Origin of the sequence: Hyalangium versicolor, assembly GCF_020103695.1 — a bacterium.
In the GTDB taxonomy this organism is placed as follows: Bacteria; Myxococcota; Myxococcia; order Myxococcales; family Myxococcaceae; genus Hyalangium; species Hyalangium versicolor.
Genome location: NZ_JAHXBF010000003.1, coordinates 22,390 through 42,946 on the forward strand (window position 1 = coordinate 22,390; position 20,557 = coordinate 42,946).

The window sequence follows — 20,557 nt, forward strand, 5'->3', positions numbered from 1 at the left end:
GATGGGCTTGCCCAGGCGAAAGACACCCCACACGGCATCCGTGGACCCCGGCAGCGAGTCGGGCCGGGTGCTCAGCCCGCGAGCACTCAACCGGGCCCTGCTCGAGCGGCAGATGCTGCTGCGCCGGTGGAAGCTGTCCGCGGCCGAGGCCATCGAGCGGCTGGTCGGCATGCAATCCCAGGTGCCAGCGTCGCCCTATGTGGGGCTGTGGTCGCGGCTGGAGGGGTTTCTCCCCGAGGAACTGAGCCGGATGATCCAGGACCGGGAGGCGGTGCGCACGGTGTTGATGCGCTCGACGGTGCACCTGGTGACGGCTCGGGACTGCCTGTCCTTGCGCCCGGTGCTGCAGTCCGCGCTGGAGCGATCCTTATATAGTGCCAGTCCGTTTGGCCGACTCCTCGCCGGAATGGACATTCCGGCGCTCCTGGAGGCGGGCAGGGCGCTCGCGGAGGAAAAGCCGCGCACCAAGGCGGAGCTGGGCTTGTTGCTGCGGAAGCGGTGGCCCCGGCGCGATGCCGAATCCCTGGGCAACGCCATCCGCACTTTGGTGCCGTTGGTTCAGGTGCCTCCTCGCGGTCTCTGGGGGGCCAGCGGACAGGCCTTGTGCACCACGGCGGAGGCCTGGCTCGGTCGTCCGATCGAGCAGGACTCTGCTCCGGACTCGCTGGTGTTGCGCTATCTGGCCGCGTTCGGTCCGGCCAGTGTTCGGGATGTGCAAGCCTGGTCGGGATTGACCGGACTGGGCGAGGTGATCGAGCGGCTGCGGCCTCGCCTGCGCTCCTTCGTCAACGAGCAGGGCACCGAGCTGCTCGATCTCCCCGATGCTCCGCTGCCGGATCCCGACACGGTGGCTCCACCGCGATTCCTGCCGGAGTACGACAACGTGCTCGTCGCCTACGTCGATCGGGCGCGCATCATCCCAGAGGAGCACCGCAAGTGGGTGGTGAGCCACCTCGGGCATCAGATGGTGCTCGTGGACGGCTTCGTTCGCGGCACCTGGAAGATCACCCGGCAGCGAGGGGCTATCACCCTGCGCATCCAGCCTTTCGAACGGCTCTCCAGCAAGGACTCGGCTGCGTTGACGCGGGAGGGCGCGGGGTTGCTCGACTTTGTTGCGCCCGAGGTCAGCAAGAGGGACATCCAGCTCACTTCACCGAAGTGAGTCAGTCGAGCAGGTGCGGGTTGCGCACGATGAGCAGCCCGGCCTGGACGGTGCTCACGTAGTCGTTGATGTGGCCGGCGCGGGCGAGCTGGCTCGCGTCGCGGATGCCCGTCTCGCTGATGACCTGGTCCACCTTCTCCTCGCCCTGGTTGTAGCCCGCGAGCGCCAGGCGCCAGTCCCCGTAACGGCCGTACAGGTCGGAGAAGAGGGCCGCCGCGGCCTGTGTTTCCCGCGCGACGTCGAGCCGCTCGTCACGCTGGGCATCCACCGTCAGCCCGTACTTGCGCGCCGTCGAGGGGATGAACATCCACACGCCCGCGCCGCGCATTCCCGGAGCCAGCGACGTCTCTTTCGAGATCTCCGGCAGGTTGCTCACCGCGGACTCGATGACGGCCACCGCCAGGAGCCCCTCGGGCAGATCCTTCGCTCGCAGGGAACTCAAGAGGGCCTCTCGGTGGGTGGTCAGGTTCGTCAGCGCCTTCTGCATGAAGGCTCGGCCCTTGGGCGTGGAGATGAGCTTGTTGAGCTTCTCCACCACCATCTCGTCCACGATGACGGGGAGATCGCCTTGCTTCTGGCTGGCCTGAGCGAGTGCCTTCGCCTCGGCGAGCGTGACGGCTCGGCCCTGGGCGGCGCTCTGGGCCCAGAGCGCCAGCGGGGTGAGCGCCAGGGCCACGGCGACGACGAGCCCAGCGGCGTGGTGCGGACGGCTGGTACGGGACTGGAAGAGCATTTCGATTCTCCGCTGCGTGGGGTGAGCCATTCCGGTGACGCCCAGGGGCAGGGACCGGGAAGGGATGGCGCGCTGTGCCGCCTCGAAGAGGCACCGCGCGTAGTCATGGGGACGCGCCTTGCCTCCGGATACGAGCGCCTCATCGCAGGCGAACTCCTGGCAGGTGGCGAGCCACCGGCCGAAGGCCCGCACGGCGGGGTTCCAGAAGAAGAGGCCGCTCAGGATCAGTCGCAGGTAGGCGAGCACCGTGTCTCGCTGGCGGTGGTGCTGGAGCTCGTGCAGCACCGTCAGCCGCAGGGCCTGGTCATCCTCCAGAAGGGCAGGAGGCACGGCGACCCATGCGCGAGGCCCGGGGCCCAGGCGCGGGAACCAGGCTGAGAACGCGGTGGAGTCCGATTCGCAGAGAACCACGGCCACGCGACCCACCTCGCGCAGGCGAGGCATCGCTTCGAGCCTTCGCAGCAGGCGCAGGTGCTGGTGGAGCTGCCGAGCACAGAGTGCCACCGAGATCGATCCGATGATGAGGACCACGGCCATCCCAACTGGAAGGGGCACAGGAGGCTCGGCAGGGCGGGGCGACGTTGCACGAGGCGTCGAGACCCACGCCAGCTCCGGCAGGCGCGCGGTGTGGCGCACCACGGAGCGATCAAACGTGAAGAGCGGCCCGGTGGGCATGAGCCCTCGCACCGACAGACAGGCCACGGGCAGGAGGATGGCCACAGTGAGCACGGCCCGTCCGGCCCACAGCGTCTGCCGCGCTGGGATGGGCCAGCCCAGACGCCCGAGGGCCGCGAGCGGGACCCGCAGGAGCACGAAGCCCACCGTCAGCAGTGCCGCGACGCTCAGATAGAGCGCGGTCCCATCGCGCCAGAGTGCACTCATGGCTTGGACCTCTTCGAGTCGAGGAGCTTGCGGATCTGAGCAGCTTCCTCGGGAGAGAGAGGGACGGCCTCGACCAGTCGCTCCACCAGGGCGGAAGGGGTTCCTTCGAATACCGTCTCCACGAGGTGCCGGACGCTTTGGACTTCATAGGCCTCGCGTGGCAGCAGCGCTGAGTACAGGTGCCCGCGCCCCACCTTCCGGCTTTGCAGCACCCCCTTCTGTTCGAGGATGCGCAGCACCGTGGAGACCGAGGTGTAGGCCAGCTTGCGCTCGGGCGGCAGGGCCTCGAGCACGTCCGCCACGCTCACCTCGCCCTGCTTCCAGACGATGTGCATGAGCTCCAACTCCACGGGCGTGAGCGGCCGGGCGGCGTCTTCGAGCGGTGACTTGGGCACAGGTCCAACCTCCGGAGGGGCAAACTACTAAGACCTTAGTTGGAATGCAACTAAGGCATTAGTTGATGAGTTTGAGCCTGATGTGTGCGGGAGTGCTTTCATCTGGGCCCGTCCTGGGGCGTGATGGCCGGGCGTGCGTACTCCGACCGATCGTTTCCTGCCTCCCGACCACGAAGCCTTCGTCTCCGCCGAACCGAAGACGGGTCGTGTCATCGTCATCGCCCCCACTCGCGCCGCGTGCGAGACAATCGAGCTGGCCATCGGGCTCCGGCTGGAGACCTATCTGGAGAAGCACCACGGGGCGCGGGTGCGCGAGCTGGCGCGAGCCGGGAAGGGCTTTGGGATCGTTGCGGGAACCGGCACGGGAAAGACGCTCGCCATTCGGCTCATGGCGGAGGAGATCGTCGGCGCGGAGGATGGAGCACCGCTCCGGGTCGGCGTGGTGAATCGAGAGCGCGAGGCGACTCCCGAGATGCCCACCTGGAACGTCATCATCGTGACGACGGGCATCGCTCGGCGTTGGTTCCAGAACGGCGACATCCTGCCGCACGACACGCTCATCATCGATGAGATCCACCAGACATCCGCGGAGCTGGAGTTGTGCCTCGCCCTGGGCAAGCGCGTGGGCTGCCGCTTCATCTGGCTCTCGGCGACGGTGGATCCGTCGTTCTATGCGCGATACCTGAACAGCGCCGACGTACTCGAGGTCCAGGCGTTCGATCCGAAGAAGGTGGCGCGGGTGGTGGTGGATTCCCGGCCGCCGCTCGCGTTCCTCGACGAGAAATTCCTCTGCGCGGTGGAGGACGAGGAGCGTGGAGTGGGCATCTTCCTGCCCACTCGGGCCGCGGTGGAGCAGGTGGCCTCGCACGTCCGCACTCGGTGGCCCGGCATCCACGCGTCGCACTACCACGGCGGAGAGCCCATCCGCGCCATCCGTCCGTTCCTCGAAGGAACCGAGCCCAAGCCTTACCTGCTGGCCATGACGGCCGCGGGGCAGAGCGCGCTCAACGTGCAGGGGCTCGACACGGTCGTCATCGACGACACGCGGTTTGCCAACCTCGTCGAGCGCGGACGCAACGTGCTCACGCGGGTGCACCTCGGGAACAACGAGCTGCTCCAGATGGCCGGGCGCGTGCACGGGCGCGTAGAGGGCGGGCGCGTCTTCATCCTGAGTGATCGGTACATCGACTTCGCCAGGCTGCGCCCCACGGAGCCCGAGTTCCAGCTCGCGGGGGACTCGGAGCGCGTGGCGCTCACGGCGGCGGCGCTCGGCGTTCGCGCGGATGCGCTGGATCTGCCCGTGCCGCTCGATCGCACCGCCTATCGTCGCGTGTTCCAGCGGCTGCAGGATCGCAACATCATCGATGATCAGGGGAAGCTCTCGCAGTACGGGCGCGCGGTGGAGGCGCTGCCAGTGGAGCGAACCTGGGCGGAGCTGATCGTCAACGCGGAAGACGCGCTGCTCCCGTTTCTCGCCGTGTGCAGCGCCATCGAGTCGCTCCACCGCATGACCCGCGAGGAGCGCAACCTGGATGGGGTGCTGGTTCCCGGGAGCGACCATCTCACCTGCTACAACCTCTATGCGGATGCGTACCGGCATGCGGGCTATGTCGGCGAGGTGTACGGGCTGCCGCGGCACCTGTTCGAGCCGGAGAAGATGGCGCAGTGGGCCGAGCGGCGTGGCGTGCTGGTGAAGGCCATCGAGGACGCGGCCCTGGCGATGGCCAGCATCTATCGCAGCGTGGGCGTCGACCTCCCCTCACTCATGCCCTTCGCGGGGGAGCGCGTGCTTCGCCGCCTGGCCGATCTGCTCGCGCGCTTCATGCCGTTTGATCTCGTCATCGATGAGCGCACGGCGTGGGGGCAGGAGGCTCGTGTCTCGAAGACGAGCGTCTGCGGGAGCTTCGGCGCGATAGCCGGGATGCTCCGCTACTTCGCCGACCGCCACGGTTCCACGCAGGCCGCGATCGAGGGAACGCAGGTCCCGCTCGATCTGTTGAGAAGGTACGCGCGCCGCAGCGAGTCGGAGCTGGCCTATGACTCCCAGCGCCGGTCGCTGGTGCTCGAGTGGAGCCTGGAGCACTCGGGATTCGAGCTGGAGCATGAAGTCGAGGTGTTCCGCGCATGGGGGCCGGAGCTGGCCGAGCGCGCGGTGCATGTGCTCGCCCAGGCGATGGCGAGTGGTGAGGCGCGGCACGAGGCGGTGCACCTCAACCTGCCGGCCATCGAGGAGGTGCGAGAGCTGTGGCGGCGCTCGGGTGGACGCACGGCGAAGCTCGGCGAGTTCGAGCTGACGGCCCTCTACGAGGCACAGCTCCAGGGCGTCACCACGATGGACGAGTTCCTTGAGCGCCGGCTGCGTCTCGATCTGGGCTCGTTGGTGTCGCCCGGGGTCCGGGAAGAACTCCTGAGGTTGCCGGGCGCGGTCCTCATCCGTGATCGCGAGGTGGAGCTGGGCTACGAGGTGGAGCAGGCCGCGGACGGCAAGCTGCACGGCGTGGTGCGGCTCCACCTGCCGGAGAAGATGGCGCGCACGCTCGTGCAGGAAGAGATTCTGGTGCTCGATCGCCCCTTGCGTTTCGGGGTGCATCGCGGCCGTCGCGGCGCCATTCGGGCCGACACGTTGCTCGAACTGCAGGAGTTGCTGGACATGCCGTGGAGCCCGGACGAGCTCGAAGCGGAGCGCGACCCTCGACACCGGAGCGGCAGTGGCCGTCCGGTTGTGCACCCAGCACGGGATACACGCGAGGACGGAGGAGGGACTCGTCAGTTCGGGCGCTACGGAGCCGGGCGCTCAGGGGGCGGAGGAGAGCGGCGAGGCGGGGGCCGCGGTGGTGGAGGAGGGCGCAGTGGGGGAGGGCGCAGTGGGGGAGGGCGCAGTGGAGGAGGGGGACGGGGGCATGGAGGGAAGTCGGGACACGGTGGCGGAGCGGGGCGAGGAAAGGGAAACCGGCGCCCGAAGCGTTGAGTGCGCTTGGGTTTGACTGCGCTCGGAGGGGAGCCCCGCGCACGGCCCATGACCGCCAGCGCGATCGCTGACGGGGAAGTCCGGGCGGAGCGGCGCGAGCCTCGCTATATGAGTCCGCCATGAAAGCCATTCGCTATCACCAGACGGGGGGGCCCGAGGTGTTGCGCCTCGAGGAGGTGCCAGAGCCTCAGCCAGGCTCGGGTGAGGTCCAGCTCAGCGTCCACGCGGCGGGAGTGAACTTCGCGGACACGGAGCGGCGACGCGGGCTCTATGACGCGAAGGTGCCGCTGCCCCGGATCCTCGGCTCAGAGGCCGCGGGAATCGTCGCCGACGTAGGCCCCGGTGTGGACAAGGCCCTCGTGGGGAAGCGGGTCGTCGCATGGACGGTGGCCAGCTACGCCGAGCGGGCGATTGCTCCGGTGAGCAGCCTCGTGGCCTTGCCCGACACGGTGCCCTTCGATGTCGCGGCTGCGGTGCCGGTGCAGGGACTGACGGCGTACCACCTGCTCCGCACGGTGGGACAGGTCCAGGAAGGGCAGTCAGTGCTCATCCACGCGGCAGCGGGCGGCGTGGGGGGACTGGCGGTGCAATTGGCCAAGGCGGCGGGGATGCGCGTCTTCGGCACGGTATCCAGTGAGGCGAAGGCGCGGCTCGTCCGGGAACTGGGCGCGGACGAGGTCATCCGCTACGACCATGAGGACGTGGTGGCGGAGGTCCATCAGCGCACGGGAGGCAGGGGCGTGGACCTCGTGCTGGACGCGGTGGGTGCGAGCACGTGGGCCGCGAGCCTTGCGGCGTTGGCCCCCTTCGGGCACCTGGTGAGCTATGGCTCCGCGAGTGGGCCGCCGCCGCCCGTCGATGTGGATTCTCTGTTCGCGAAGTCCGTGAAGGTGAGCGCGTACTGGTTGCACACGCCCCATCCACCCGGAACCCACGTGAGGGCCTTGGAGTCGCTGATCCGCCACGTCGCGGAAGGGAAGCTCCGGATCCTCATCGGCTTGAAGCTCCCGCTGGCCGAAGCCGCCGAGGCACACCGGCGATTGGAGGGCAGGGAGACGGTGGGCAAGGTGGTGCTGACTGTCAGATGAGGAGTGGGCGCCAGCCCTTGGTGCGAAACGCTTGGGATGAGAGCTCCCTGTCGGTCGCGTTGATTCCGAACCTGTCCGACAAGCATACAAGTTGGCCGCGGTCGCGCCCGACAGGGGCACCTCCCCGAGGTTCAGGAGGTGCGGCGCTTGATGAAAGCGCATGCTGTTGCGTGCACGTCTTTCGAATCAGCGAGTGTCCGCCAGCCGTCCGCTTTGAGAAGCACGGGTCTTCCTTCCCGGCACCGAGACCTTCTCTCCTCCCGAAGGCAACCCCGGGTAGCGGGTGATCGTGCCCTCGCGCGGCCCGGGGATTGGATCGCCCACGCCCGTCTCCAGGGCGGGATCTCCCGAGGGAACCTCGCGATGGACCTGGGCAGCGGGCTCGAGGATGGCGTCGCGCCCACGCGTGAAGCTCTGCTCACGAACGATCAGCCGGTACGCCTTGTCCAATTGGAGGGCGCGTTTGGGGCTCGGTAGGAGCAGGGTCGAGATATCAGCACGCAGGGCGTCGGCAGCTTCAGGGCGAAGGGCGCCCTCAGGAGTGAAGAAGCGCGAGATCACCTCGGTGTTCGCGCGGAGTTCATCTCCGGCGCCGTTGTGCTCCAGGTAGTAAGCGTATTCGCCGCGGCCGTCCGCGCGCACGGGCTCGCGTACTCCTTCGAGGCCGCGTTGCGAGGCATGGAACCACCCGGCCTGGAAGGCGGAGTCCGGCAGCTTGCGGCCGAAGGAGAAGACACTGTCATCCGTAGCGCCGATGCCGGAGTGGCAGCCGAGGCAGAACGCGTGCTCCTCCCGGCTCTGCGGACGGAGCTGGCCTCTGGCGTCCTCGATGAAGCCCTGGAGCCTCCATCCCGCTCCATTGCCGAGCCCCTGCTCGGAGGGGACTCCCACACTGCGAGTCTTGTCCGGCGTCTGCTGGGCTTCGAAGGCCTCTCGGTTCGCGGCCTGCATGTGAGCGCCGTAGGTGAGCCAGCCCTTCTTGACCATGTAGCGCAGCTCCTTCAGCCGAGCCGCCATGCGGGGCTTGCCGTCCACCACATCCAGGTACCGCACAGTGTGCGCGAACTCGGTCCCCTCTGGGAACAGCCCGGCCGCCAGGTGGAGTTCGCCCTGCTGCTGGAGCACCCGCGCGCGTCCCACCCAACTCATGGTGTGCTGGGGGGGATCCCACGTGAACTTGACCTGCCTCGCAGTCCCCAGGCGGCCATCTCCATCGAGATCGACCCCGAGCCGTCCCTCCGCCGTGGGAGGAATGGAGACATCCCTGCGAGCCACCAGCGCCTCGAGGATGGCGAGGTTCACGGCGTACACCTCGAGGTCCGCCTTGCCGTTCTCGTCCTGTTGGAGCGCCTCGGGGAGACGGATCAGTGCGTCGCCGAACGAGCCATTGGTAGGCCAGAAGGTGCCAGGGAAGGGGTAGTACGCGAACGTGCGCCACCCGGTGAGACTGCCATCCGGCCGGTGATCGAAGCCGAGCGCGTCGAAGGAGAAGGCGATGTCCGGGATCCACCCGTCCCAGCGGCCGTTGTGATCGAGATCCCAGTCCGCCGGAACCTGCTGCAGCGTTCGTGCGAGCAGGGGCGTTCCATCCGGTGCCAGGTAGTTGCTCTGGCGAACCCAGGCGAGGATCTCCTCATCCGAGGTGGCCGCGATGGCCGCCCGGCGATCCACGAAGAGGTTGGTCCACGGGTTGCGCCGAGCCGTCGAAGGGAAGGAGAAGTCGAGCTGAAGGGCAGCGTCGTCGACGTAGTTGGGAATCAGGGAGCCCTGGTGGCACACGAAGCACGGGTTGTGCGTGCGCCCCAGCGAGTCCTTCGTCTTCGTGTAGCACTGCGGAGGAATGTAGGGCGTGCGGTGCGAGAGCACGTCGTCTCGCATGTCCCGTGGTGCGCTCCCGGTGTTCTGGGGCGTGGCTCCCGGAGCCCCCGCGTCCGAGGACTTGGAGTCCGAGCCGCGGCACGCGCAAGAGATCAGCAGGAGCAACAACAGTGGCAGGGCAGGGCGCGACGGCATCGGTGGGAAGGGCTCCAGAAAGGAGCCGCGGAGGAATGCCTCCGCGGCAGTGGACTCTCTGCATGCACCAGCGCCCGGGCCGGAGCGTGACCAGCCCGGGCACCAGCGACTACTTCAGCGGAGGGAACGGTCCGAAGACGCCCACCCAGCTGTCACGGCCGGTCGCCTCTGAGTCGGTGATGTGCGTGGTGTCGCTCTCGCCGTACGGGTGCTGGACGACGCTCAGCAGGTAGCCGTGGCCGCCGAGTTCCGGGTACCAGAACGGCGAGGTGGTCTCGGAGCCATAGGGCGTGGTGAGGATGCGCGTGAGCTTCTTCGTCACGGTGTTGAAGGCCCAGATGGCGTCGTTCTGGTGGCCGCTGGTGTCCTCGCCGATGATCAGCGTGTTGTACCCAGGCAGGTACGTCACGTTGTCCGGGCTGGAGATGCCGTTGACGCTGCACGTGTTGCCCACGTAGGGGCTGCCCGCCGCGTAGGTGGTCGGCTGGCCGACGACGACGGGATACCAGTTGAGGGGTGCGTACTGGGTCACTACCTTGGCGTCCCCATCCGTCCAGGGGCCGACGTTCAGCGCGAAGACCCCGCCGCACAGGTTGGTCGCCACGCTGATGTGATCAGGTCCACCGCCCGCCTGGGTCGTCATGCCCTTGGAGATCTCCGTCAGGGCGATGTAGACCGTGTGCGAGTCGGGATCGTAGGTGAGGCCCTCCTCCTTGTTCAGTTCGGCGGTGGCGCCCAGCAGGGCCGCGTAGCGCCGCGTCTCGAACCGCGAGGCGGGCAACTCCATCCCAGGCTTGAGCTTGAGGCACTCGAGCGTCTCCGAGTTCGCCGCGCGCACCGACTTGAAGCCGGCGGTCGGGCAGCTGCCGTCGGCGTTGGGCGTCTCCGCTTCGAACATGTCCACGAAGGTGATGCGCGGGGTGTTGTCCGTGGGATGGAGGTAGGCGCGAATCTGGTCGCTGGTGGCGTGGCCCAGGTTGATCCACTCGATGTCCGCGGTGAAGTTCGCCGAGCCCACGGGGCTCGTCTGGTAGGCGCGCATGGCGTACAGCGTGCCGGCGCTCAGGTCCTTGGCCGTGTCGGCGATGAACATGTAGAGGCTCACGTTCGCGCCGTCATCGGTGAGCAGGACGGTCTTGTTGTCCGGCATGACGTAGGGCACTTCGAGCGAGCCGCGCCCCACCGCGTAGTGCTTCTTCAGCGTGGCATTCCCATTGGCATCCAGGGTGATCTCCACCGGGTAGCCCGCGAAGTACGGCGAGTACTTCGCCAGGAAGCTGGCGTAGTCCCCATCGGGGATGCCGTCCGTGTTGGCATCGGTGAGGTCCACGGCGAAGTACTGGGCGGCGAGCTTGAACTCGGCGAACGTGGGCGAGGTGGCCGTGGCCTTGAGGTGCGCCCAGTCCGTGCGGCTCTGCACGAAGCGGGCATCCGGCGGGAACTCCTCGGAGGCCAGGTGCGTGCCCCACGGGCTCTTCGTGCCGGCGCACGAGTACCAGAAGCCATCCAGGGACGATGTATCCAGGGCCCGCGTGGACGTGGCCGAGAGGTGGCCGGCCGCATCCTGGATGATGCTCGTCACGAACATGCCCGCCGGGTTGGACTCGGTCGAGTTGTACATGAAGATCTTGCCACCCGCCTCGATGAAGGACGTGTTGTCCTGGGTGTTGGTGACGACGACCTCTCCGGCGTCATCGCGCAGAGGCTTGCCGGCGGCGGACAGCAGCACGCCCAGGCACGTGTTCGGGCTGTTGACGAGATCGCACTTGCGCTCGGGGCGGGCCGGATCCTGATTGCCGCGCAGGATCGTGTTGAAGCTGATGGGGATCTCGGTGCCGTTGACGTTGGCGGAGCTCGACGCCCGTACCGTGTTCTTCTCCGCGTTGGTGCGGGGGAAACCCACGTCCGCGAAGGACAGCCACTTCGTTGCACCGGCGGGGCCTGGGGGGCCCTCGGGGCCTTGAGGCCCTTCGTTCCCGGTGGCACCGGTTGGGCCCGTGGTGCCCTTGTCGCCAGTACAGGAGGTGAGCGCGAGCGCACTCGCCAACAGGACGGCTCCGGCGGAGCGGCCCGTTCGAATCTTCGTCATGGGGTATGTCCTCTTCCAGGGAGGGAGGCGGAGGATAGCCGGGAGCTCCGACTTTCTGGATCCACCCTCAGGGCGGGTTCGGGAGGCTCATGGTTCCAGACGCGGTGAGTCAGGCCTCAGTGCTCGGCCTTCGACATGGAGCGTCAGATGGCTTCCATTCGCCCGGAGTGCTGGTACAACGGGCCCGCTATGGGACGCATCTTCGAGACACGTAAGGCGACGATGTTCGCCCGCTGGAACAAAATGGCGAAGGTGTTCACGCGCATCAGCAAGGACATTGCGATCGCGGTGAAGGCGGGGGGACCCAACCCCGACTCGAACGCCGCCCTGCGCCGCGCCATGCAGAACGCGCGCGCGGCCAACATGCCCAAGGACAAGGTCGAGGGTGCCATCAAGCGCGCCAGCGGCCACGAGGCCGAGAGCTACGATGTGGTCCTCTACGAGGGCTACGGTCCGCACGGCATCGCCGTCCTGGTGGAGACCGCGACGAACAACGTGGTTCGCACCGTGGCGAATGTGCGCATGCACTTCAACAAGCACGGCGGCAGCTTGGGGACCACGGGCAGCGTGGCCTTCCAGTTCAAGCGCATGGGCGTCTTCCGGCTGAACCCGGAGGGCGTGGACCAGGAGGCGCTGGAGCTGGATCTCATCGACCACGGGCTCGAGGAGATGGGCGAGAGCACGGGCGAGAAGGGCGAGAAGCAGCTCGTCATCCGCTGCGCCTTCAACGACTTCGGGCATCTCCAGGCGGCCATCGAAGCCCGAGGCCTCACGGTCCTGTCCGCGGACTCGGAGTACGTGGCGCAGAATCACCTCGAGCTGCCGGAGGAGCAGGCGAACGAGGTGCTCAAGCTTGTCGACTCGCTGGAGCAGGACGAAGACGTCCAGCGAGTCTTCTACAACCTGGGCTGAGACGGCGACTAGGAAGGGTTCGAACTCCTGGGAGGATGAGTCCTCTCACAGCAGATCGAAGCCTACGCCCGCGGAGCTGGTCAGGACGAAGGAACGGTACTCCGTGGTGTCCTTCACCGAGAGGTACTCGGCGCCGACATCCACCAGGAGGATGAGCCGGTTGGCGGGAGCCAGGCGCAGGCCCGCCACCGCGCCGCCACCATAGGCCTTCGAGCCGGGAACGGCCGTGCCTCGCAATGCCAGACGTGGCTGCACCGAGCCGCTGCCGAGCAGCAGTCCCACCTCGGCGCCGAAGCCCGGGTTCTCGCCCAGCAGCACGCGAGCGTTCACGTCCACAGAGCCGAGTCCGAGCGTCACATCCCCTCCCAGGCCCCAGCCCTTGCCCAGGGGATCGACGAAGCCGAAGACCTCCGGACGCAACTGCACCTGCTTGGACTCCGCGCTCACGGAGGGCACGTCCTCGGGCGGCGGCTTGGAGGAGTTCTCGGCCTGCTCGCGAGCCAGGCGCTCGGCTTCCAGGCGTTGGCGTTCGGCCTCCAGGCGCTGGCGTTCTTCATCCTGGCGCTTGCGCTCGGTCTCCTGGCGTTGGGCATCCACGCTCTTGCGGGCCTTGTCGGCCAGGGCCACGAAGTCAGGAGGGAAGAGGATGGGGTCTACCTGGAGCGCGGGTGCCGTCAACGCCAGCTCCTCGAGTTGGATGCGGGCGGCTTCCTCCGCGCCCGAGGCATGCAGCGCCGCGGCGAGGTACAGGCGCGCCTTGACGCGGTCCTCCTTGGAGAGCTTGGAGGAGCGCAGGTCCTCCTCGAGCGTTTTGCGCGCGCGCGCATAGTCGCCTCGCTCGTACAACAAGACACCGCGCAGCTCCGCATGAGCGGGAAGCGCGGCGAGCAGCACCCATCCCGTGAACAGCAATACGGCCGATCTCATGGCTCCTCGGCGGAATCCGAGCGGACCGCTGGCTGGAACTTCACGGTCTGCTCCAGCGTCTCGCCCGGTTTGATCTCCACGGTGGTCCGATAGGGGCGCAGCGAAGGGCTGGAGATGAGCTCCAACTTGTGTCGGCCCGCGGGCAGCTCCAGGTCATTGAGCGGCGGGACGACGCCCATCGGCTTCTCATCGATGAAGATGTTGGCCCAGCCTCGGATGTTGAGGTGGAGCGTTCCCGTCTTCCCAGCCTTGGCGGTGGGACGGGCGTTGGGTGATCGGCCTGGCTGGGCCATGCCCATGCGCTCCGCGGGCTTCTTCGGCTGAGCCGTGGGCGTGGCATCGGTCTGTTGAGCCACCTGGGTTGCGGAGGTGGCCTCGGGAGGCGGCTTGGGCGCCTCTACCGTGGGCGGGATCACCGGCCCCGGAGTCGAGGGGGGGACAGGTTTCACCTCCACGGCAGGAGGCGTCACGGGGGCGGGCTGGATTGCCTCGGGAGTCCGCTCGGCGACGGGAGTCCCTGCCGGGGGGACGGCGTTCTCGCGGTTGAGGGCCCAGACCCCCATTCCAGCGAGTGCCAGCAGCGCAACGGCCCCCATTGCGATCCGCGGCACGCGGCTGGAGCGAATGGATGGGACGCGCTCGGTACTCGGGGGAGAGAGGGTCGTCGGACGAGAGGACACGTCCTCATCGCTGTCGAATGCCACGGCCTCCGCTCTGCCGGAACTGCCGGCGGGAGAGGTGCGCGTCTCGGGCGCGGGCCGCGAGTGCCTCGGCACAGGCGGAGCGGCATGTGCCGCCACGGCCGCACGCTCACCAGTCCGCACGCGAGGCATCGGGTCCGTGGGCTTCTCGCCCTTCGGAGCCGGCTCGAGGCGTGTCGCCCCATCGGACAGCTGCTTGCTGAGGGTCTTCAGCTCACGGCGAACCGCATCCGCCGAGGCAGGCCGCTCCGCGACGGTCTTCGCCAGCAGCCGCAGCACGAGCTTGTCCAGTGCTGGATGGATGTCCACATAGGTGGAGGGGGCGGGTGGCTTGGACTGCACGTGCTGGATGGCGATCGCCATGCCCGACGGGCCCTCGAAGGGCAGCCGTCGCGTGAGCATCTCGAAGGCGATCACTCCCACCGCGTACAGATCCGTGTGCGGCCCCACCGCCTGGCCCGTGGCCTGCTCCGGAGCCATGTACTCGGGCGTGCCGACGATCATGCTGGCGCGCGTCTGCGGCGTGGTGCCATGGGGCACGTCGCTGCGCTTGGCCAGGCCGAAGTCGAGCACCTTCACGGACTCACCGCCGCCGGAGTCGCGCACCACGAAGATGTTGCCCGGTTTGAGATCGCGGTGGATGACTCCGGTGGCATGAGCAGCCGCGAGCGCCCCAAGCAGCTCGTCCAGCAGCGCGATGACCTCGAGCTCCAACATGGGCGCGCGCTGAGCGATGATCTCGTCGAGCGGCGAGCCCTCCAGGTACTCCATCACCAGGTACTGGCCGACGTGAGGGATGGTGCCGAAGCCGAACACGTCGATGATGCCGCGGTGGCGGATGGCGCTGGCGGCCCGGGCCTCGGCGATGAGATCGCGCGCCCCGCCACCCTCGGAGAACTCCGGCCGCAGGATCTTGATGGCCACCTTGCGGCCGATGATGGGGTGCTCGCCCTCGTAGACGATGCCCATGCCGCCGGCACCGATGCGGCGTTTGACGACGAAATCTCCCAGCTGCTTGCCCACCAGAACGTCGCGCGACACCGTGGCTTCCCAGGTTCCTTCGTCTCGGGGCTCTTCCTCTTCGAAGGCCTCCTCGAGGCGAGGGGATTTCGAGTCTCGGCGAACGGTGGCCTCGTCCCCGAAGGGGTTCTCCGCTACGGCGCGCGCACCATCTCGGGGGCAGACGGAGGCACCGGGCGGCAGCATGGCTCCGCACTGCGAGCACTTCAGCATGCTGCGCGTCGACTGGTTCATAGGTTCCGGCACCCGGACGGACATGAAAACCTCGGGCCGCTTGGTCTCAGGTTCCGCTGGAATCCGATCCCCCCCAGCGGAGCAAAATCTTCCGACCAATATCTCACAGTGAGTTCGAGACGAACAGCAGGCTGGCGGGAACTTTCCACTGAGCGAAGTCTCTGCTGCACGCGTGAGAAAACGCTCTCATGGATGGGCGGCATTTTTACGAAGAGTCTCTGTTCTCAGTGATGCAGCGTGAAGCTTCAGCAGCGGCACGAGGCACGAGACACATCCGCAGCTTCTCGGTGCTGTGGAAGAAGGGGTGATCAGACATCCGGTTCACCCCGGGCCGGTCTCTCAGGCTTGCAGCCCCAGGGAGAGGGACTGTCCTGCTTCGAACTGGGGCGCCTGGCGCAGCTGCTCCAGCACCTGCTCGTGGCAGCGCAGCGTGACCATGGGGAGCGAACCCGGCTCGCTCACCCACTTGACGGCGCTCATCAGCTCGTGCGTGTGCAGATAGTTCAACACCCGCTGACGGAACTGCAGGCTCTCGTTGCGGGCAGCCTCGTAGAGCGCTCGACGGTTGCGCTGGGGCGAAGGACGGTACGAACTCTCCTCTTCCCGCGGCATGACGATCGCTTCAATCCACATTCCGAGCACCCTCCGGTTTGCGCATCCGAAGGTAGCAAGGGTGGTGATGGATGCATCCGCCTCGCGTTGCATTCAGCCGCCGAATGGTTGCGTGCGAACGCCAACCGGGCCAAAGTCAAGAGGGGAAGGGACTTCAGGAAAAACCAGCAAACATCAGGACCGGGCGCGTAAGCTCTTGTCTTGACTGGGTTTTTCGCAGGTAGACCGAAAACAGGGATTCGGCCGTTCAACAGGGGCGAGCAGGTCCCGAGGACGCCACCCCGGGCTGCTCAGGACTGCAACTCGAGGGAGAGGGACTGACCCGCCTCGAACTCAGGAGCCTTGCGCAGGCGATCCAGCACTCGCTCCTGGCAGCGCAACATCACCATGGGAAGCGATCCCGGCTCGCTCACCCACTTGACGGCGCCCATGAGCTGATTGGCCTGCAGGAAGTTGAGCACCGTGGCTCGGAACTCCAGGCTCTCGTGCTGGCCGGCGGAGTAGACCGCGCGGCGATCGCGCGGCGGCGACGGGCGGTAGGGCCTGGAGTCCTCACGGGGCATGACGATCGCCTCGATCCACATGTTCGGCCCTCCGCGTGTGCGGGAAGAAACGCGCTACAGGGATCATCGTGAGCCCTGTCCGGTTGTTGCGTCCAGATGCAAAACGACATGGAGCGAAGAATCCTGAAAGTTTTGCGTAGTGGCACCTAAAGTCGCGCCAGATCAGGAGAATTTCCTCGGATCAGCCCGATCTGGCAGCCCGCGTCGAGGCCTCGTCCACGCGGGGTTGTCGCGACTCGAAGGGTTTCCATTCCTTCGTTGGCGGAATTTCCAAACGGGTGGACCTGGAGTGGCGTGCGAGCCAGTGACGACCTGTCACGTCTGACAATCGGCGGTGCCGCGCGCGCCTGGAGCGCGTCACTCGTCGGCTGCGGGCAGGCGGTTGACCTTGATGAAGCTGGGGTTCGTCGGCGAGCGGTACACGCGGTGCGTGGCCTTCACGAAGTCGCTCTCCTTGGCCTCGAAGATGTTGGGCACGAAGGTCTGCGGGTTCCGGTCGATGAAGGGGAACCACGAGGACTGGACCTGGATCATCACCCGATGGCCTTGCTGGAAGGTGTGGAACACGTCGTTGATGACGAAGTGCACGTGGGTGGGCTCGCCGGGCTTGAAGGGCTTGGGCTCGGAGTAGCTGTCCCGGAAGCGGCCGCGAAACGGCTCGCCGCGCACGAGGGTCTGCTGGCTGCCGCGGTTCTGCTTGCCGGCCTCGTCATCGGCTCGGTTCCAGCCCGGCATCTTTCCCGGGTTCACGTCGATGAGCTTGACCACCCAGTCGGCGTCGGTGCCCGTGGTGGACACCCAGAGGTCGGCCTCGAGCGGCCCGGCGAAGGTCACGTCCTTCTCGAGCGGCTCGGTCTGGTAGACGAGGACGTCGGGTCTGCGTGAGGCGAAGCGCTGGTCCTCGGCCATGTACTTCTTGCTCCAGCCCGCGGTGATCTCCGCCGTGTACGGCACGGGCTTCGCCGGATCGCTGATGTACTCGTCGAAGAGCGAGGTGCCCGAACCCGCGGGCGGAGTGAAGGCCAGGCCCTGCCCGGGCTGGAAGTAGAGGCGTGCCTCGCGCACGTTCTTGGGAGGCCAGGAGTCGAAGCGGCGCCAGCGGTTGACGCCTCCCTCGAAGACCATGGCCTCGGGCAGATCCGGCTTCTCGCCGCCCTTGAGGTGGTGCTTGAAGAAGGCGAGCGAGAGTTCCAGGTACGTGTTGCTGGTGGCGAAGCCGAAGTCCGCGTCTCCCAGGGATGTCCCATCCGTGCGCTGCCAGCCCCCGTGCGGCCAGGGGCCCATCATCAGCATGTTGGTGGTGCCCGGGTTCAGCTTCTCGATGGCGCTGTACGTGTGGAGCGGGCCGTAGAGATCCTCGGTGTCATACCAGCCGCCCACGGTGAGCACCGCGGCCTTGATGTTGCGCAGGTGGGGCAGGAGGCTTCGTGACTTCCAGAAGTCGTCGTAGTTGGGGTGGGAGATGATGTCCTTCCAGAACGCGATGCCGTTCTTGAAGTAGCGCCCGTCCGCGTTGCTCAGGGGCCCCAGATCCAGGAAGAACTGGTAGCTGTCCGGAGTGCCGTGCTCGAAGCGCTCCCACTCCTCGCTGGAGGTGGGCTGGGGGCGGGCCTTTCCGAAGGACGCGAAGAAGTTGAAGGCCAGCGCCAGGTTGAAGGCGCCATGGCGGTGCATGTCATCCCAGAACCAGTCCGCGATGGGCGCCTGCGGAGACACGGCCTTGAGCGCCGGGTGCGAGTCGATGGCTCCCGCCGAGGTGTAGTAGCCCGGGTACGAGATGCCATAGATGCCCACGCGCCCGTTGTTGCCGGGCACGTTCTTCACGAGCCAGTCGATGGTGTCGTAGGTGTCGGTGCTCTCGTCGACGTCCTTGGCTCCGCGCTTCGGCGGCAGGGGTGGGCGCACGTTCACGAACTCGCCCTCGGACATGTGCTGGCCGCGCACGTCCTGGAAGCCGAAGATGAAGCCCTCCTTCTCGTAGGCGATATCCGGTCCGAGCGCCTTCTTGTACCGGTCCTGGCCATAGGGCGAGACCGAGTAGGGCGTGCGCGAGAGCAGGATGGGGTAGCGCTTGTTCGCCGTGGCGTCGTTGGGGACGTAGAGCGTGGTGAACAGGTGCACGCCATCCCTCATGGGGATGCGGTACTCGAACTTGCTGTAGTGCGAGCGGATGTAATCGGCGCGCTCGGCCGCTGGATCCGATGCGGGCTTGGGGGGTGGGGCGGGAGGCTGTGCGCCCGCCGAGCCAGTGAGGGTGAGCAGCGTGAGCACTGCGAGACAGCGGGACGTGTGACGCATGCACTCTCCATGAGAGAGGGGAAGGGGAGGGGAGGGCTGCTACCAGGCGATGCCGTAGTCATCGCCGTGATGGCTGGAGCCGCCCCAGAGCGTGTGGTGCTGCTGATCGACATAGATGGCGTTGATCGGGCCCGAGGTGCGGGATTCGAAGGTCAGCTCGTAGCCCATGCGCTTCAGCTCGGAGCGCACCCACGGCGGCACCTGATCCTGCAACAGGAGTCTGCCCGGCTTCGAAGTGTGATCCGTGAACGAGTTGCGCAGCTGGAAGCTGTTGATGTTCGCGGCTTCCGTGGCCTCCTGCACGTTCATCCCGAACTCCACCACGTTCAGGAAGAACTGCAGCAGGTTCTGGTCCTGGCTGTCTCCGCCCTGCACCGCGAAGGAGAGGAACGGCTTGCCGTTCTTCAGGGCCAGGCTCGGTGTCAGCGTGGCCCGCGGCCTCTTGCCCGGCTCCAGCACGTTGAACGGATTCTCCGCCGGGTCCATCACGAAGCTCTGCATGCGCTGGCTGAGTCCTACTCCCGTGCGCCCTGCGATGACCGCTGGCAGCCAGCCGCCGCTCGGAGTCACCGATACCACCCAGCCCTGTTCATCCGCCGCCTCGATGGATGTCGTCCCCGCGTAGAAGGCCCGATCGAAGTCCTCGATGCTCGTCTGCTGCGAGCCTTGTGCGTCCTTGTCCGCCGACGGCTTGGGCGGCCACTGCTCCAAGAGCTTCGTATAGGGGTTGGTCTCGCCCTGGAAGGGGTAGGGGTCTCCTGGCTTCACGTTCGGATCGTTCTTCTCCCAGTTGATGAGCTTCGCCCGCGACTTCGCGTACTCCTTGGACAGCAGGCCTCGCACGGGCTCTGCGGGCGGGAAGTACGGATCTCCGTAGTAGAAGTCGCGATCCGCGAAGGCCAGGTTCATCGCCTGGTAGAGCGCGTGGATGTACCGGGCGCTGTTGTAGCCCATCGACTTGAGATCCTGCGTCTCCAGGATGTTGAGCGCCTGGAGCAGCACCGGCCCCTGCACCCACGTCGTGAGTTTGTAGACCTCGATGCCCTTGTAGTCCGTCTTCACGGGCTCCTCGATCTGCACCTTCCACCGTGCCAGATCCTCCAGCGTGATGAGCCCTCCCTCCTCCTGGGTGCCGCGCACCAGCTCGCGCGCGATGTCGCCTCGATAGAAGCGCTCGTAGGCCGCCATGATGGCCTGCTTGCGGTTCTTGCCCGCCTTCAGTGCCTGCTGTTCCGCCTCGACCAGCTTCTTCAGCGTGGCCGCCAGATCCTTCTGTTGGAACACCTCGCCCGGCTGAGGTCCTTCGTGCTCCTCGCCCTTATGCGGGAACAGCACCTCGCGCGAGTAACGCCACTGCTTCAGCTTGTCCTTGTTGCGCTCGAGGCTCTTGGCCACCTGCGCCTCGACAGGGTAGCCCTCGTCGGCCATCTGGATCGCGGGTCCAAGCACCTCTCGCAGCGAGAGCGTCCCGTACTCCGCGAGCATCACCATCAGCCCTCCCGGCGTCCCTGGGGTGACGGCCGCCAGGGGACCGAACTCGGGCGGGTAATTCATGCCTTTCTGCCGGAAGAACTCCACCGTCGCACCGGTGGGGGCCACACCGAGCGCATTGATGCCCACCACCTTGCGCGTGCGCGGATCGTAGATGAGCGCTTGGGTCTCGCCTCCCCAGCCCAGTGTGTCCCACATGGTGCAGGTCGCGGCGAGCATCGCGCAGGTGGCGTCCACCGCGTTGCCGCCCTTTTGGAACATCATCGCCCCCGCCGTGGCAGCGAGCGGCTTGCCGGTGATCGCCACCCAGTGCTTGCCGTGAAGGACGGGCTTCGCTGTCTGCTGCGCATGGCCCTGTGGCGCCGCGATCGCCACCATCAAGAGCAGACCGGATACGGCTCGTCGGAGCATCCCTGCTGCGTTCATGGTTCTTCCCAGGGGAGAAGGAGGGGCCGGGAGCCTAACGCCC

The 20,557-nt window shown here is 67.0% G+C and carries 14 protein-coding genes; 4 read left to right on the forward strand and 10 right to left on the reverse strand.

What is annotated here, in order from left to right:
* Nucleotides 1–7: 7 nt before the first annotated feature.
* Nucleotides 8–1,162: a winged helix DNA-binding domain-containing protein gene (locus KY501_RS06580; RefSeq protein WP_224361735.1), complete on the forward strand. Its 1,155-nt coding sequence runs from the start codon at nucleotides 8–10 to the stop codon at nucleotides 1,160–1,162.
* Nucleotide 1,163: 1 nt separating this feature from the next.
* Here the strand turns inward: KY501_RS06580 and KY501_RS06585 are convergent, their stop codons facing one another.
* Both KY501_RS06585 and KY501_RS06590 read right to left on the reverse strand, forming a co-directional pair.
* Complete coding sequence (locus KY501_RS06585) at nucleotides 1,164–2,777, reverse strand: M56 and MltD domain-containing protein (RefSeq protein WP_224361736.1); 1,614 nt, start codon at nucleotides 2,775–2,777, stop codon at nucleotides 1,164–1,166.
* Nucleotides 2,774–3,172 (reverse strand): BlaI/MecI/CopY family transcriptional regulator, encoded by a 399-nt coding sequence (locus KY501_RS06590; RefSeq protein ID WP_224361737.1) that lies wholly within the window; start codon nucleotides 3,170–3,172, stop codon nucleotides 2,774–2,776. The genes KY501_RS06585 and KY501_RS06590 overlap by 4 nt, the downstream gene beginning before the upstream one ends.
* A 133-nt stretch (nucleotides 3,173–3,305) precedes the next feature.
* Here KY501_RS06590 and KY501_RS06595 point away from each other — a divergent pair, with 133 nt between their 5' ends.
* Complete coding sequence (locus tag KY501_RS06595; RefSeq protein ID WP_224361738.1) at nucleotides 3,306–6,140, forward strand: DEAD/DEAH box helicase; 2,835 nt, start codon at nucleotides 3,306–3,308, stop codon at nucleotides 6,138–6,140.
* Nucleotides 6,141–6,259: 119 nt separating this feature from the next.
* The gene (locus KY501_RS06600; RefSeq protein WP_224361739.1) at nucleotides 6,260–7,228 is read left to right on the forward strand and encodes a quinone oxidoreductase family protein; all 969 of its coding nucleotides are present in this window, start codon (nucleotides 6,260–6,262) and stop codon (nucleotides 7,226–7,228) included.
* A 186-nt stretch (nucleotides 7,229–7,414) separates the two neighbouring features.
* On the opposite strand, the gene KY501_RS06605 is transcribed toward KY501_RS06600, so the two are convergent.
* The gene (locus KY501_RS06605) at nucleotides 7,415–9,241 is read right to left on the reverse strand and encodes an Aq_1262 family (lipo)protein (RefSeq protein ID WP_224361740.1); all 1,827 of its coding nucleotides are present in this window, start codon (nucleotides 9,239–9,241) and stop codon (nucleotides 7,415–7,417) included.
* 109 nt (nucleotides 9,242–9,350) lie between these two features.
* Nucleotides 9,351–11,330, reverse strand: coding sequence for an alkaline phosphatase PhoX (locus tag KY501_RS06610; RefSeq protein ID WP_304608601.1), 1,980 nt, complete (start codon nucleotides 11,328–11,330; stop codon nucleotides 9,351–9,353).
* A 189-nt stretch (nucleotides 11,331–11,519) separates the two neighbouring features.
* Here KY501_RS06610 and KY501_RS06615 point away from each other — a divergent pair, with 189 nt between their 5' ends.
* A complete protein-coding gene (locus tag KY501_RS06615) occupies nucleotides 11,520–12,242 on the forward strand; it encodes a YebC/PmpR family DNA-binding transcriptional regulator (RefSeq protein ID WP_224362327.1) in 723 nt (240 codons plus the stop codon).
* Nucleotides 12,243–12,287: 45 nt separating this feature from the next.
* Here KY501_RS06615 and KY501_RS06620 read toward each other — a convergent pair whose 3' ends face one another.
* The 6 genes from KY501_RS06620 to KY501_RS06645 all read right to left on the reverse strand — a co-directional run bounded on the left by KY501_RS06620 (nucleotide 12,288) and on the right by KY501_RS06645 (nucleotide 20,514).
* On the reverse strand, nucleotides 12,288–13,169 hold the full coding sequence (locus KY501_RS06620) for a hypothetical protein (RefSeq protein ID WP_224361742.1): 882 nt from the start codon (nucleotides 13,167–13,169) through the stop codon (nucleotides 12,288–12,290).
* The gene (locus tag KY501_RS06625; protein ID WP_224361745.1) at nucleotides 13,166–15,124 is read right to left on the reverse strand and encodes a serine/threonine-protein kinase; all 1,959 of its coding nucleotides are present in this window, start codon (nucleotides 15,122–15,124) and stop codon (nucleotides 13,166–13,168) included. The genes KY501_RS06620 and KY501_RS06625 overlap by 4 nt, the downstream gene beginning before the upstream one ends.
* Nucleotides 15,125–15,463: 339 nt before the next feature.
* Nucleotides 15,464–15,757: a hypothetical protein gene (locus tag KY501_RS06630; protein WP_224361747.1), complete on the reverse strand. Its 294-nt coding sequence runs from the start codon at nucleotides 15,755–15,757 to the stop codon at nucleotides 15,464–15,466.
* A gap of 269 nt (nucleotides 15,758–16,026) precedes the next feature.
* Complete coding sequence (locus KY501_RS06635) at nucleotides 16,027–16,320, reverse strand: hypothetical protein (RefSeq protein WP_224361749.1); 294 nt, start codon at nucleotides 16,318–16,320, stop codon at nucleotides 16,027–16,029.
* A 336-nt stretch (nucleotides 16,321–16,656) separates the two neighbouring features.
* A complete protein-coding gene (locus KY501_RS06640) occupies nucleotides 16,657–18,597 on the reverse strand; it encodes a CocE/NonD family hydrolase (protein WP_224361751.1) in 1,941 nt (646 codons plus the stop codon).
* A gap of 39 nt (nucleotides 18,598–18,636) precedes the next feature.
* A complete protein-coding gene (locus KY501_RS06645; protein WP_224361753.1) occupies nucleotides 18,637–20,514 on the reverse strand; it encodes a gamma-glutamyltransferase family protein in 1,878 nt (625 codons plus the stop codon).
* Nucleotides 20,515–20,557: the final 43 nt, after the last annotated feature.